Source organism: Streptomyces sp. NBC_00727 (genome assembly GCF_045161745.1).
Lineage (GTDB): Bacteria > Actinomycetota > Actinomycetes > Streptomycetales > Streptomycetaceae > Streptomyces.
The window spans coordinates 2,598,684-2,613,466 of record NZ_CP108981.1; the positions used below are offsets into that span (position 1 = coordinate 2,598,684).

The 14,783-nt window shown below is 71.3% G+C and carries 10 protein-coding genes and 1 pseudogene; 8 read left to right on the forward strand and 3 right to left on the reverse strand.

Annotated features, from left to right (window positions below):
• The first annotated feature begins 6 nt into the window (after window positions 1-6).
• Entirely contained in the window at window positions 7-963 is a 957-nt protein-coding gene (cofD, locus tag OG242_RS11525; protein WP_405898061.1) for a 2-phospho-L-lactate transferase, read from the forward strand.
• Window positions 960-2,270: a coenzyme F420-0:L-glutamate ligase gene (locus tag OG242_RS11530; protein WP_405898062.1), complete on the forward strand. Its 1,311-nt coding sequence runs from the start codon at window positions 960-962 to the stop codon at window positions 2,268-2,270. The genes cofD and OG242_RS11530 overlap by 4 nt, the downstream gene beginning before the upstream one ends.
• 554 nt (window positions 2,271-2,824) lie before the next feature.
• On the opposite strand, the gene OG242_RS11535 is transcribed toward OG242_RS11530, so the two are convergent.
• Both OG242_RS11535 and OG242_RS11540 read right to left on the reverse strand, forming a co-directional pair.
• Window positions 2,825-3,808 (reverse strand): DNA-3-methyladenine glycosylase family protein, encoded by a 984-nt coding sequence (locus tag OG242_RS11535; RefSeq protein WP_405898063.1) that lies wholly within the window; start codon window positions 3,806-3,808, stop codon window positions 2,825-2,827.
• 90 nt (window positions 3,809-3,898) lie between these two features.
• A complete protein-coding gene (locus tag OG242_RS11540; RefSeq protein WP_405898064.1) occupies window positions 3,899-4,990 on the reverse strand; it encodes a sugar phosphate nucleotidyltransferase in 1,092 nt (363 codons plus the stop codon).
• A 330-nt stretch (window positions 4,991-5,320) separates the two neighbouring features.
• Between OG242_RS11540 and OG242_RS11545 the strand changes: the two are divergent.
• The 5 genes and pseudogenes from OG242_RS11545 to OG242_RS11565 all read left to right on the forward strand — a co-directional run.
• Window positions 5,321-5,701 (forward strand): annotated as a pseudogene (locus tag OG242_RS11545) (zinc ribbon domain-containing protein); the annotation flags it as partial.
• A gap of 260 nt (window positions 5,702-5,961) precedes the next feature.
• Window positions 5,962-6,711: a TIGR03089 family protein gene (locus OG242_RS11550; protein ID WP_405898065.1), complete on the forward strand. Its 750-nt coding sequence runs from the start codon at window positions 5,962-5,964 to the stop codon at window positions 6,709-6,711.
• A gap of 231 nt (window positions 6,712-6,942) precedes the next feature.
• Window positions 6,943-8,286, forward strand: a complete 1,344-nt coding sequence (locus tag OG242_RS11555) for an LCP family protein (protein ID WP_405898066.1) — start codon at window positions 6,943-6,945, stop codon at window positions 8,284-8,286.
• 256 nt (window positions 8,287-8,542) lie between these two features.
• Window positions 8,543-10,255, forward strand: a complete 1,713-nt coding sequence (locus tag OG242_RS11560; protein ID WP_405898067.1) for an LCP family protein — start codon at window positions 8,543-8,545, stop codon at window positions 10,253-10,255.
• 268 nt (window positions 10,256-10,523) lie between these two features.
• A complete protein-coding gene (locus OG242_RS11565; protein WP_405898068.1) occupies window positions 10,524-11,996 on the forward strand; it encodes an LCP family protein in 1,473 nt (490 codons plus the stop codon).
• A 62-nt stretch (window positions 11,997-12,058) separates the two neighbouring features.
• On the opposite strand, the gene OG242_RS11570 is transcribed toward OG242_RS11565, so the two are convergent.
• Window positions 12,059-13,090, reverse strand: coding sequence for a glycosyltransferase family 2 protein (locus tag OG242_RS11570; protein ID WP_405898069.1), 1,032 nt, complete (start codon window positions 13,088-13,090; stop codon window positions 12,059-12,061).
• Window positions 13,091-13,366: 276 nt separating this feature from the next.
• On the opposite strand from OG242_RS11570, the gene OG242_RS11575 reads away from it, so the two are divergent.
• Window positions 13,367-14,734: an LCP family protein gene (locus OG242_RS11575; protein WP_405901579.1), complete on the forward strand. Its 1,368-nt coding sequence runs from the start codon at window positions 13,367-13,369 to the stop codon at window positions 14,732-14,734.
• Window positions 14,735-14,783: the final 49 nt, after the last annotated feature.

Sequence of the window (14,783 nt, forward strand, 5' to 3'; positions counted from 1 at the left end):
GTTTGCATGCGCATTGTGGTTCTGGCCGGCGGTATCGGTGGTGCTCGATTCCTGCGTGGCCTCAAGGAGGCCGCGCCCGACGCGGACATCACGGTCATCGGCAACACCGGTGACGACATCCATCTGTTCGGGCTCAAGGTCTGCCCCGACCTCGACACCGTGATGTACACCCTCGGCGGTGGCATCAACGAGGAGCAGGGCTGGGGCCGGACCGACGAGACCTTCCACGTCAAGGCGGAGCTCGCCGCGTACGGCGTGGGCCCTGAGTGGTTCGGGCTCGGCGACCGCGACTTCGCCACGCACATCGTCCGTACGCAGATGCTCGGCGCGGGCTATCCCCTCAGCGCCGTCACCGAGGCGCTCTGTGCCCGCTGGAAGCCGGGGGTGCGGCTGCTGCCCATGTCCGACGACCGCGTCGAGACGCATGTGGCGATCGACGAGGACGGCGAGAGCAGGGCCGTCCACTTCCAGGAGTACTGGGTGAAGTTGCGGGCCTCCGTGCCGGCGCGGGCGATCGTGCCCGTCGGCGCGGAGCAGGCGAAGCCCGCGCCCGGCGTCCTGGAGGCCATCGCCGAGGCCGACGTCATCCTCTTCCCGCCGTCCAACCCGGTCGTTTCCGTCGGGACCATCCTCGCCGTGCCCGGCATCCGCGAGGCCATCGCCGAGGCCGGGGTGCCGGTCGTCGGCCTCTCCCCCATCGTCGGGGACGCCCCCGTGCGCGGGATGGCCGACAAGGTCCTCGCGGCGGTGGGCGTCGAGTCGACGGCCGCCGCGGTCGCCGAGCACTACGGGTCCGGGCTGCTCGACGGCTGGCTCGTCGACACCGTGGACGCGGGCGCGGTCGAGCGGGTGGAGTCGGCGGGCATCCGCTGCCGGGCCGTGCCGCTGATGATGACCGATGTCGCCGCCACCGCCGAGATGGCCCGGCAGGCGCTGGCCCTCGCCGGGGAGGTCCGCGCGTGAGCCCCGCCGACGCCCCCTCCTACCGGGTGTGGGCCCTGCCCGGCATGCCCGAGGTGCGGGCCGGGGACGACCTCGCAAAGCTCATCGCCGCCGCCGAGCCGGGTCTCGCCGACGGCGACGTCCTGCTCGTCACCTCGAAGATCGTCTCCAAGGCGGAGGGCCGGATCGTCGAGGCCACCGACCGGGAGGCGGCGATCGACGCCGAGACGGTACGGGTGGTGGCCCGGCGCGGTCCGCTGCGCATCGTGGAGAACCGGCAGGGCCTGGTGATGGCCGCCGCCGGCGTCGACGCGTCGAACACCCCCGCCGGCACGGTCCTGCTGCTCCCCGAGGACCCCGACGCGTCGGCCCGGACGATCCGGGAAGGGCTGCGCGCGGCCCTCGGCGTCGAGGTCGGCGTCCTCGTCACGGACACCTTCGGCCGGCCCTGGCGCAACGGGCTGACCGATGTCGCGATCGGCGCCGCCGGGGTGCGGGTGCTGGACGACCTGCGGGGCGGTCAGGACGCGTACGGCAATCCGCTGAGTGCGACCGTGGTCGCCACCGCCGACGAGCTGGCCGCCGCGGGTGACCTGGTCAAGGGCAAGGCGGACGGGCTGCCCGTCGCGGTCGTGCGCGGGCTCGGGCACGTCGTGGACGCGGCGGACGAGCAGGGCGCCCGCGCGATGGTGCGGGTCGCGGCGGACGACATGTTCCGGCTGGGGACCTCCGAGGCGGTACGGGAGGCGCTGACCCAGCGGCGTACGGTCCGCGAGTTCACCGACGAGCCGGTGGACCCGGGGGCCGTACGGCGTGCGGTCGCCGCGGCGGTGACCGCGCCGGCGCCGCACCACACGACGCCGTGGCGGTTCGTCCTGCTGGAGTCCCCGGAGTCGCGGACCCGGCTGCTCGACGCGATGCGGGACGCGTGGATCGCGGATCTGCGGCGCGACGGCAAGAGCGAGGAGTCGATCGCCAAGCGGGTGCGGCGGGGCGATGTGCTGCGCCGGGCGCCGTATCTGGTGGTGCCGTGCATGGTGAGGGACGGTTCGCACACGTACGGGGACGAGCGGCGGGACGGCGCGGAGCGCGAGATGTTCGTGGTCGCGGCGGGCGCGGGCATCCAGAACTTCCTGGTGGCGCTGGCCGGGGAGCGGCTGGGGTCGGCGTGGGTGTCCTCGACGATGTTCTGCCGGGACGTGGTGCGGGAGGTTCTGGGGCTGCCGGAGTCCTGGGAGCCGTTGGGGGCGGTGGCGGTGGGGCAGGCGGTTTCGGCCCCCGGGCCGCGGGTGGGGCGTGCTGCGGAGGACTTCGTCGTGGTGCGGTGAGGTTGGCGCGGCCGCGGGGGTTTCGGGGCGCTGCCCCGGACCCCGGTCCTCAATCGCCGGACGGGCTTGATTTGAGCCCGGCCCAGAGCACCACAGCGGGCTCGATTTGAGCCCGGCCCAGAGCACCACAGCGGGCTCGATTTGAGCCCGGCCCGGAACACCACAGCGGGCTCGATTTGAGCCCGGCCCGGAACACCACAGCGGGCTCGATTTGAGCCCGGCCCGGAACACCACAGCGGGCTCGATTTGAGCCCGGCCCGGAACACCACAGCGGGCTCGATTTGAGCCCGGCCCAGAGCACCACAGCGGGCTCGATTTGAGCCCGGCCCGGAACACCACAGCGGGCTCGATTTGAGCCCGGCCCAGAGCACCACAGCGGGCTCGATTTGAGCCCGGCCCAGAGCACCACAGCGGGCTCGATTTGAGCCCGGCCCAGAGCACCACAGCGGGCTCGATTTGGCTGGGGCCTTTGTCATCAATCGCCGGACGGGCTTGGTTTTGCTCGGCCGGGCACGCCTCTGCGGGCTTGATTTTGGCCCTGCCCCGCGAAAGCGCTACAGCCGTGCGATGTCCCTCGGCTGGAAGCGGGGTGCTCTGCGCGGCGGCGTCGCGCCCGAGAGCAGGATGAGGCGGGTTGCCCGGTGGCGTTGGCCCTCGTACGGGGTGAGGAGGGCGAGCATTTCGTCGTCGTCGGCGTTGCGGTTGCCCGCCAGGGCGTGGCCGACGATGCCGGGGAGGTGGAAGTCGCCGACCGTCACCGCGTCCGGCGCGCCGTTGGAGCGTTGCAGGGTCTCCGCCGCCGTCCAGGGGCCGATGCCCGGGATCGCCTGGAGGCGGCCCAGCGCGTCGGGGAGGTCCATCGCGGCCGCCTCCTCCATGCGGCGGGCGACCCGGACCGTGCGCAGGATCGTCGCCGAGCGCTTGCTGTCGACGCCCGCGCGGTGCCAGTCCCAGGACGGGATCAGCGACCAGGTGCGGGCGTCCGGCATGACGTAGAGGCCGTACTCCTGCGGGCCGGGCGCGGGCTCCCCGTACTGGCGCACCAGGAGGCGCCAGGCGCGGTACGCCTCGTCCGTCGTGACCTTCTGCTCCAGGATCGACGGGATCAGCGACTCGAGCACGAGGCCCGTGCGCAGCAGCCGCAGTCCGGGGCGGCGGTGCTGGGCCTGGGCGAGGAGGCGGTGGCGCGGGGTGAAGGCCGCCGGGTCGTCGCCCTCGCCGAGCAGCGTGGGCAGCTGGTCCAGCAGCCAGGACGCGCCGGGCCCCCAGGCGGACGCCTCGATGCGGTCGTCGCGGGCGACGACGCGGAGCGTGCCGGGGCCTTCGGGGGTGCGGCTGGCCCGGCGGACGGAGCCGTCGGCGACCATCCGGAACGTGGGGTCGGCGGGGCCGCGGCGCAGGGGGCCGAGGACGAGGCGCAGGTCGAGCGGGCCCGGCGGGGTCCAGACGCGGGTCTGCGCCGCCGGTACGGGCGTGGCCGCCGCCTGGTGCGGGACGGGCGCGCGCCGGGCGTTGCGGGGAGCGAAGCGTCCTGCCACGGATGAGGTCCTCGGTAGTCGGGTCTGCCTGTCGAGGGTACGGCGGTTTTCAGCCATCCGGTCCGCGTACGGGCCGGGCGGCCGGTCCGCTCACTCGTCCGAGGAGAACCGCACCGAGGCGTCCGGCAGACGCGCCCCGCACCAGATGCGTACGCCGTCGCGCAGCTCGTTGTCGGCGCCCACGTCCGCGCCGTCGCCGACGACCGCGCCGGCCAGCACCGTACGGCTGCCGATCCTGGCGCGCGCGCCGACCAGGGAGTCCGTGATCACGGCGCCGGGTTCGACGACCGCGTCCGCGAGGACGGTGGAGCCGTCGATCCGGGCGCCCGCGCCGATCACCGCGCTGTCGCCGACGACCGTGCCGCCGGAGAGCTTGGCGTCGGGGGCGACGGAGGCGGTCGGCAGGACGAGGCGGTCGCCGCAGCGGCCCGGCACGGCCGGGGACGGGGCGCGGCCGAGCACCAGGTCCGCCGAGCCGCGGATGAACGCCTGCGGGGTGCCGAGATCCAGCCAGTACGTGGAGTCGACCATGCCCTGGAGGTGGGCGCCGTCGGCGAGGAGGCCGGGGAAGGTCTCGCGCTCGACGGAGACCGGGCGGCCGGCCGGGATGGTGTCGATGACCGAGCGGCGGAAGATGTACGCGCCGGCGTTGATCTGGTCGGTGACGATCTCCTCGGGCGTCTGCGGCTTCTCCAGGAAGGCGGTGACGCGGCCGGTGTCGTCGGTCGGCACGAGACCGAAGGCGCGCGGGTCCTCGACCCGGGTCAGGTGGAGGGAGACGTCGGCGCCCGAGTCGGCGTGCGAGGTGACCAGGGCCCGGATGTCGAGTCCGGTGAGGATGTCGCCGTTGAAGATGAGGACCGGTTCGTCCGGGCCGGAGGCGAGGCGGTGGGCGACGTTGCGGATGGCGCCGCCGGTGCCGAGCGGTTCGCGCTCGGTGACGTACTCGATGTGCAGGCCGAGCGAGGAGCCGTCACCGAAGTACGGCTCGAAGACCTCGGCGAGGTACGAGGTGGCGAGGACGATGTGCTCGACCCCGGCGGCCCGGGCACGCGCCAGCTGGTGCGTGAGGAAGGGGACGCCCGCCGCCGGAACCATGGGTTTGGGCGTGTGCACCGTGAGCGGGCGCAGCCGGGTTCCCTTGCCGCCGACCAGGAGGATCGCTTCTTTTGCCTCTGTCACCTTGATTCTCCCAGGATGCCCCGTCCTTCAGGACGGGGAGGAGTGGGTCCTTGGGGCGGGGCCGCGAAGTGGCGGAGTTCGCTGCACATTGGTTCTGACCTGTGCTTTCTTTCGTTGTCAGTGGGGGCTGTTAGGTTGCGGATCATGGCGATGAAAGCAGCGGCTGAGCGGGGTTCCGGGCGTGCCCGGTACACCTTCCGGTTGCGTGTGTCGTCGGCCGCGCTCGCCCGGCTGGAGGGTGAGTGGGCGCGGTGTCGGTGGGTGTGGAACGAGTGTGTGGCGATGTCCCGCAAGGTTCACACCGCGAACCGGGACGGGGCTGAGAAGACGGGCGAAGCCGCGTCCAAGGGCTACCGCAACGCCCGACGACAGGCCGCGAAGCTGCACAAGAAGGTGGCCCGGCAGCGGCAGGACACTGCCCGCAAGGCCGCCGACGCCGCGATCGGCGCCACCAAGACCGCCCTGATCGAGATGGGGCGCAAGCACGCACGGGACATCCGTCTCGTGCACCCCGCGCACACCACCATGGACTGCGCGTCGTGCGGAGCGAGAACCAAGCACGCACTTCCTCTTTCAGAACGTACCTACACCTGCACCGCATGCGGAGCCGTGTCCCCCAGGGACAAGAACTCCGCCCGCGTGATGCTGGTCCGGGCTGGTCTCAACCCGGCTGGTGCCGATCGTGTAAGAGCCGGAGGACCGCAGGTCCCCAGCCAACGTGAGCCAGAAATCCCCGCCCCCCAGGGCGGGGAGGATGTCAAAGCACTGTCTTCGCTTCCTGCTGGGGCCGGGCGTCGCGTCGTTACGGCTGGCCAGTGTATGCAGACCGTGGTCGGCGCCTTCGGACGGCGGTCCACGGCTTCCTGCGAAAACGCGCTCCCGGGCGTTGGGTTGCGTTGACGGGGGCGGCCGGATGCGTCGCGGCGTTGAGGGCCCTCGGTCGTCGGAGGGGGCCGCGTACGCTTCCGCCCATGAACGCCAGCGACCGCACCCCTGCCGACCTGCTGCGTTCCGCGCTCGCCGCGGACCCGGCCCGCCCCCTGGTCACCTTCTACGACGACGCCACCGCAGAGCGCGTCGAACTGTCGGTGGCCACCTTCGCCAATTGGGTGGCCAAGACCGCCAACCTGCTCCAGGGGGACCTGGCCGCCGCGCCCGGCGACCGGCTCGCGCTGCTGCTCCCCGCGCACTGGCAGTCCGCGGTCTGGCTGCTGGCCTGCTCCTCCGTGGGCGTGGTGGCCGAGGTGCAGGGCGACCCGGCCGCCGCCGATCTCGTCGTCTCCGGCCCGGACACGCTGGACGCGGCGCGGGCCTGCCGGGGCGAGCGGATCGCCCTGGCGCTGCGCCCGTTGGGCGGGAGGTTCCCGCAAGTGCCGGAGGGGTTCGCGGACTACGCGGTGGAGGTACCGGGGCAGGGCGACCGGTTCGCGCCGTTCACCCCGGTGGACCCGGACGCGCCGGCGCTGACGGTGGACGGGGTGGCGTTCACGGCGGCGGAGCTGGTGTCGCGGGCCCGCGAGGACGGGGCGGCGCTGGGCCTGCACGCCGGTTCGCGGCTGCTGACGGGGCGTTCGTACGACACCTGGGACGGGCTCGCCGCCGGGCTCTACGCACCCCTCGCGACCGGGGGCTCCGTGGTCCTGTGCCGCCACCTCGACCGGGTGGGCGCGGACACGCTGGCGCAGCGGGTGGAGAGCGAGCGGGTCACGCTGACGGCGTGACGGCGTGACGGCGGGGCGTGGCCCGGGACCGGTGCGACAAGAAGCCCTCTAGGGGGCACCCGTCCGGCCCATCGTGGGCCGAGTCCCCTGCGTCGGCGCTCAACTCCGGTACATGATCGGCGGTACGGACCACCAGAGGTCTCCCCAGGCACAACCAAGCGTGAGGTTCAGCCGTCTACTTCTGCGACCGGCGGCCCAGCGCGCCGCCGAACGTGAAGGATGGACGCAGACGTGACCGAAAGCGCCGGCACTCCGGGCGACCCCGACGACTCGGCCGCGGGCGAGGACCGGACGCCGGACGCACCGCCGCCCGCCGAGCAGGACGCCCCCGGGGAGAAGGACGCGAAGTCCGCCCCCGGCGGGGAGACCCGCAGCGGGTCCGGCAGTGGCCCCCGCCCCGGCCCGGAGGGCGAGGGCGGGGGCGAGGGCGCCGCCCTCGACATCACCGTCAAGCGGAAGCGGCACTGGCTGCGCTGGACGGCGCTCGGGGTCTCGTTCGTCGTGCTCGTCGCGGCGGGCGTCGGCTGGTGGCTGTACAAGAAGCTCGACGGCAACATCCGGACGGACACCTCGGCGGCGGCAGAGCTGAAGGCGTACGAGAAGGAGCGGCCGGTCTCCGTCGTCCACGACGCGGAGAACATCCTGCTCATCGGCTCGGACAGCCGGGCCGGCGACAACCGCGAGTACGGCCGCGACGACGGCGGCTCCCAGCGCTCGGACACGACGATCCTGCTGCACCTGGCGGCGAACCGTAAGAGCGCCACCGCGATGTCGATCCCGCGCGACCTGATGGTGGACATCCCCGTCTGCCACAAGGCGGACAAGACCGCCACCAGGGCCCAGTTCGCGCAGTTCAACTGGGCGTTCGAGATGGGCGGGACCGCCTGCACCATCCGGACCGTCGAGAAGATGACGGGCATCCGCATCGATCACCACATGGTCGTCGACTTCAACGGCTTCAAGAACATGGTCGACGCGGTGCACGGGGTCGAGATCTGCCTCAAGGAGCCGGTCGACGACGAGGACGCCCACCTCAAGCTCGGGGCGGGCCGCCACAAGCTCAACGGCGAGCAGGCGCTCGGTTACGTACGGGCCCGCAAGTCGCTCGGCAACGGCAGCGACACCGACCGCATGGACCGCCAGCAGCAGTTCCTGGGCGCGCTCGTCAACAAGGTTCAGAGCAACGGCGTCCTGCTCAACCCGACGCGGCTCTACCCGGTGCTGGACGCGGCCACGAAGGCGCTCACCACCGATCCGGGCCTCGACAGCCTGAAGGACCTGTACGACCTGGTGCGGGGCATGCGGGACGTCCCCACCGAGAAGGTCCAGTTCCTGACCGTCCCCCGGCAGCCGTACCACCTGAACCGGAACCGGGACGAACTGGTGCAGCCCGACGCGGACAAGCTGTTCAAGCAGTTGCGCGAGGACAAGCCGGTCGCCGTGGTGCCCGCCGACAAGCTCAAGAACGACGACAAGAGCGACGACAAGAACCCGGACGCGGCCGACGCTTCGGGGCCGTCTCCCACACCCACGTACTCGGGGAACAATGCCGCGACCGACCTGTGCAAGCAGTAAAGCAATGGCCAAGCAGACACCAATATTCCGCGCACAATGGGAAGAATGCCCGGTTGTAAGGGCCGTGGAATGCGTCACGCGCGTCGCTGGACGCCGAATGGGACGGATAGTGTGACGCGATCCGGTGCTTCCGGCCGTCCGGCCGCGCACTTCTGGAAAGCAAGACTGAGCGCCTTTTCGGGGGAGGCGCCTCGCGTGGCACCGACGGAGGACTTGAGCGACCGTGGATGCGCAAAGCCGTGGGCGGGCGGACGACATGGATGATCCCGCAGACCAGTGGGTCCTCAACCCGGACACCGGCGATTACGAACTGCGACTGAACCACTCCGGAGGGAATTCCCCCCGGCCCTCGGTCCCCCAGGCCCGGCGCGGGACATCGGGCACCCCCCGTCGCGCGCCCGCCGACGACTCCCCGCGACGCGCTACCGAGGTGCCGCGCCAGGGCGGGCGCCGGGCGGCGAACGCCCCGCGCGGCAAGGAGCGCCCCGCCCCGGGCGACGCGGGCCCCGGCCGCCGCAAGCGCAAGGCCCCCAAGTCGCGCCGCAAGAAGGCGCTGCTGTGGACGGGCGGAACGATGGCGTTCGTGCTCGTCGGCCTCTCGGCCGGTGGCTACTGGCTGTACCAGCGCCTCAACGGCAACATCAACACGGTGGACATCGGCGACAACGGCAACAAGGACGTCATCACCGCCAACGCACCGATCAACATATTGATCATCGGTACGGACAAGCGGACCGGCAAGGGCAACGAGGGCTACGGCGACAAGGGCAGCGTCGGCCACGCGGACACGAACATCCTGTTCCACGTCTCCGAGGACCGCACCAACGCCACGGCGATGAGCATCCCGCGCGACCTCATCACCGACATCCCGGACTGCACCTCCGTACAGGAGGACGGCTCCGAGAAGGCCATCTCGGGTACGCAGCACGTCCGGTTCAACCGGAGCCTCGGCGAGAACGGCCGCGACCCGGGCTGCACGATGAAGACGGTCGAGGAGCTGACCGGCGTGAAGATCGACCACTTCATGATGGTCGACTTCAACGCGGTGAAGACCCTGTCCACGGCGGTCGGCGGCGTCAACATCTGCCTCGACCACGCCATCGACGACCCCAAGTCCCACCTCAAGCTGCCCGCGGGCCCGAACAAGGTCCAGGGCGAGAACGCGCTGGCGTTCGTAAGGACGCGGCACGCCTACGCCAACGGGAGCGACCTCGACCGGATCAAGGGCCAGCAGCAGTTCATCGGGTCGATGATCAAGCAGGCCAAGTCGGACGACACGCTGACCAGCCCGACGAAGCTGTTCAAGGTGGCGGACGCGGCGACCAAGGCCCTGACGGTCGACAAGGCCATCGGCGACGTGAAGAAGCTCAGCACGCTCGCCAAGGAGATCACCAAGACGGACACGAAGAACATCACGTTCGTCACCTTGCCGGTGATAGACAACCCCGAGGAGCCGAAGCCCATCACGGTCGTCCCGCACCCGACGCAGGCCGAGCAGCTGTTCTCGATGCTGCGCGACGACACCTCGCTGACCGAGGTGGCCGCGCAGAAGAAGAAGGCCAAGAGCAAGCAGGACGCGCTCCTCAAGGGAACCAAGGCGGCGGCGGCCGACGTCCGGGTGGATGTGTACAACGGTGGCGAGGTCGCCGGCGGCGCCCAGCAGACGGTCACCTGGCTGCAGAACACCAAGGGCGTCCTGAAGTCCACGAACAAGGCCAACGCACCGGAGAAGATCGCCAAGACGACGCTGGAGTACGCCCCGAACCAGGCGGACCAGGCTCGCGCCCTCGCCGAGATGATGGGCCTGCCCGGCTCCGCGATGAAGCCGGGCACCACCGACGCCGAAGGGCTTCAGGCGATGGTGCTGACGCTGGGCAAGGACTTCAAGGCGGCCGGCACGCCGATCACCGCACCCAAGAAGATCGACATTCCGAAGTCCAGCGCCGAGTCGGCGGGGTGCTCCAAGTGACGCCGCCTCGCCACACCATACGAGTCTGAACAGCAGGGGGGTCCTGGTGGGACGGAGCAGCACGCCTGGGGAGGGGACGCGGTCGCGGACGCACTCCCGCCGGAAGGGCGGGGACGAGGGCGGCGGCGACCGGGCCGGCGCGCACCCCGATGACACCGGGCGGGGCGGCGACGGCGGTGCGCGGTCGGGTCATCGGCGTGCCAAGCCGCGTAAGCGGGCTGCGAAGAAGTCCCGAAGACGCCGTGTGTTCCGATGGATAGCGATATCCATGGCGGTGCTGATACTGGGCACCGCCACCGCCGGATACCTCTACTACCGGCACCTCAACAACAACATCCGCAGCAGTGCTCGCAGCGGCGGCGAGAGCGGTGTGAAGAAGGCCGCGCCGAACGCCGAGGGCAACACCCCGCTCAACATCCTGCTGATCGGCTCGGACAGCCGCAACAGCGCGGAGAACGTGAAGCTCGGCGGCAGCAAGGACACGGTCGGGGACAAGCCGCGGGCCGACGTCCAGATGCTGTTGCACATCTCGGCGGACCGGAAGAACTCCTCGCTGGTCAGCATTCCCCGCGACACGATCCTTGAGATCCCCGAGTGCACGGACCCCGAGACCGGTCGGACCTATCCCGCGACGGTCAACAGCCCTATCAACCAATCGCTCCAGCGCGGTGGTCCCGGCTGCACGCTGACCACCTGGGAGAAGCTCACCGGCGTCTACATCGACCACTGGATCATGCTCGACTTCGCGGGTGTGGTGGCCATGGCGGACGCGGTCGGCGGTGTCGACGTGTGCGTGAGGTCGGGTGTGTGGGACCGGCCCACCACGCAGGTCCCCGGCGGCTCCGGCCTCAAACTGCCGGCAGGGACCAGCACGGTGAAGGGCAAGCAGGCGCTCCAGTGGCTGCGTACCCGGCACGCGTTCGGCAATGACCAGAACCGCGCCAAGGCCCAGCACATGTACATGAACTCCATGCTGCGCACGCTGAAGAAGCAGAACCTCTGGTCGGACGCGGGCCGGCTGATGAATCTCGCGGAGACGGCCACCAAGGCCCTCCAGGTCTCCGACGAGATCCGTTCGGTCAAGAAGCTCTACGACCTGTCGATGCAGCTCAAGAGCGTGCCGATCGAGCGCATCACCATGGCGACGATGCCGACGGCCGAGTGGTCCCAGGACCGGAACAAGCTCGTTCCCGTCGAGAAGTCCGCGGACGCCCTGTGGCGGCTGGTCCGTGAGGACGTCGCGTTCGACAAGAACGGCAAGGCGAAGAAGAAGCCCTCGGCCTCCACTACCCCCGCCGGGCCTCCGGCGGCGGAGCCGGCGACGCTCGGCGTCTCGGTGGTGAACGGCACGGGTGTCGGCCAGGCGCCCAAGGACGGGCGGGCCACCGAGGTCGCCGACATCCTGCACGGCAAGGGCTTCGCCGAGGCCGGGGCCTCGCAGACCGCCGAACCGAGCAAGGACACGGTGGTGCGGTACGCGAAGGAGGACGGGGACCAGGGCAAGTCGGACGCGCAGTCCGTCGCCAAGGCGCTGGGGCTCCCGACGACAGCGGTCAAGGCCGACCCGAAGGCCGGCGGGCTGACCGTCGTCGTCGGCGCGGACTGGCGCGAGGGCACCGCGTACAAGGCCCCGAAGGTCGAGGAGGGGGACCTCCCGGAAGGCGCGGACGACATCAACGCCGCGGACGAGGGCCAGTGCATGGACATCTACTCCGTCTACAAGTGGGACGGAAAGAGCTGACAGACGGTACGCGGGAGGGGGCGCCGGGTCCGGCCGGGCGCCCCTCCCGCGCTCTGCCTCGGTCAGGCCACCAGCGCGGCCGGGTCGGCGATCGCCGGGCGGCGGCTCGCGATGACCTTCCTGGCCAGGGAGCGCGGGCTCGTCAGGAAGCCGTAGCCCCAGGACATGTGCATGGTCGCCAGCGCGACCGGGATCTGCGCGCGGGCCTTCAGCGACAGGCCCTTGCCCGCCGGGAGGGAGCCCGCGACGATCGCCGCGACGTACCCGCCGGGGATGATCAGGGCCCAGGGCGTGACCGCCGCGCCCACCACGAGGCCGGCCGCGATGGCGACGACGGCGGTCGGGGGAGCCAGGTAGCGCAGGTTGATGGAGCCGGCGTGGTAGCGGGCGACGACGTGGCGCCAGCGGCCGTAGTCCTTGTACTGCTTGGCGAGCGCCCGGACGGAGGGGCGCGGGCGGTACTGGACGCGCAGTTCGGGCGAGAACCAGATCAGGCCGCCGGCCTCGCGGATGCGGAAGTTCAGCTCCCAGTCCTGGGCGCGGATGAACTCCACGTTGTAGCCGTCGGCCTTCTCCAGCGCCTCCCGGCGGAAGACGCCCAGGTAGACGGTCTCGGCGGGGCCCGCCTGGCCGCCGGTGTGGAAGGCGGCGTTGCCCACACCGATCTTCGAGGTCATGGCCGCCGCGACGGCGTCCTCCCAGGCGTTCTCGCCCTCGGCGTGCATGATGCCGCCGACGTTCTGCGCGCCCGTCTCCTCCAGGAGCCGGACGGCGGTCGCGATGTAGTTCGGCGAGAGCATGCCGTGGCCGTCGACGCGGACGACTATCGGGTGGCTGGACGCCTTGATCGCCGCGTTGAGGGCTGCGGGGGTGCGTCCTGTGGGGTTCGGCACGGTGTGGACCCGGGGATCCTCCGCGACCAGTTCGGCGGCGATCTCGTCCGTACGGTCCGTGGAGGGGCCCAGCGCGATCACGACCTCCATCTCGCCCGCGTACTCCTGCTCCAGGATGTGACGGACGGAGTTCCGGAGATGGCGCTCCTCGTTGAGCACCGGCATGATCACGGAGACGGCGGGAGGCTGCGCGGCAGACATGTGGTCCTCGGGGGGTCCTCGGGGGCGCCGGGGGCTCGTACCCCACCAGGCGGTATTCGGCCGCCACGTTACCGCGAACGGGGGACAGCGGTGCGCGCCGCCGGGTGGCCTCCCGGGATGAGGATCGTATGGGCCTACCGTGCGAACGGTCCCCCTCGCACCGCGGAGGTGTCCCCCGTGCCCACGCCGCACCGCTCTCCCCGTCCGAGCCGGCCCCGCCCCGCGCCCCCGCGGCGCAGGCGGCCGCGAAAGCAGGACGAGCGGCCGCGCTGGGGCATGCGGGTGGCGACCGGGCTCTCCGTCCTCGTGCTGGGGGCCGGCGGGATCGGGCACGCGGTCGTGACGAACCTGGAGAGCGGGATCGACCGCATCGACCCGTTCAAGGACATGAAGAACCGGCCCGCCGGCGGGCGCGGCATGAATCTGCTGCTGGTCGGCACCGACGGCCGCGACAAGATCACGAAGGACGAGAAGCGGAAGTACCGGCTCGGCGGTGAGCCCTGCCACTGCACGGACACGATCATGCTGGTGCACCTGTCGGCCGACGAGCAGCGCGCCAGCGTCGTCAGCCTGCCGCGCGACAGCTACGCGGAGATCCCCGCGCACCGGGACCGTACGACCGGCCAGGAGCACCCGGCGCACCCCGTCAAGCTGAACGCGGCGTACGCGGAGGGCGGGCCCGGCCTCACCGTACGCACGATCGAGCACATGACCGGTGTCAAGATCGACCACTATCTGGAGGTCGACTTCACCAGCTTCATGACGACGGTCGACGCCCTCGGCGGGGTGAGGATCTGCACCGCCCGTCCGCTGAAGGACTCGTACACGGGCCTCGACCTCCCCGCCGGCACCCATGTGCTCGACGGTGGCCAGGCCCTCCAGTACGTACGCTCCCGGCACATCGACGGGGCCGCCGACCTGGGCCGGATGCAGCGCCAGCAGAAGTTCATGGCCTCGCTGATCAAGCAGGCGACGAGCAGCGGGGTGCTGCTGAACCCGGTGAAGTTCCGCGAGGTCGCCTCGACGATGCTGAAGTCGGTACGGGCCGACCGGGGCTTCGACACGGAGCAGATGCTCTCCCTCAGCCAGGCGATGCGGGGCTTCTCCCCCTCCTCCTCGGAGTTCGCATCGGTGCCGATGAGCGATGTCGCCCACCAGGTCAAGGGGATCGGTTCCACGGTCAAGTGGGACCCGGCCAAGTCGAAGCAGCTGTTCACCGCCCTGCGCGAGGACAAACCCCTCACCACCACCCGGCCCGCCGAGAAGGCCCCCGCGAAGAAGGTCGACGTCCCGCCGAAGCAGATCCGCGTCCAGGTCTACAACGGCACCGCGCGGGACGGCCTCGGCTCCACCGTCGACGCCGCACTGCACGCGACCGGCTTCGACACGACCCGCGCCCCGCTCACGGCACCGCAGCACGACCTCAAGCACACCCTGGTGACGTACGACCCGCGCTGGGACCGGTCCGCGAAGTCACTGGCGGCGGCGCTGCCGGGGGTGGAGCTGCGGGCGGTGCCGGGACAGGGGGCGACGATGCGGGTGACGGCGGGCGAGAACTACCGCAAGGTCGAGCGGGTCCACGCGGAGGAACCGGACCCGGGGAGGTTCGGGGCGGTGAAGGGGGACGAGGTGGTGTGCCCGTGAGGCGTCTGAGGCGGCCGGGCAAACCCAGCCCGTCCGGCGCTTGAGGACG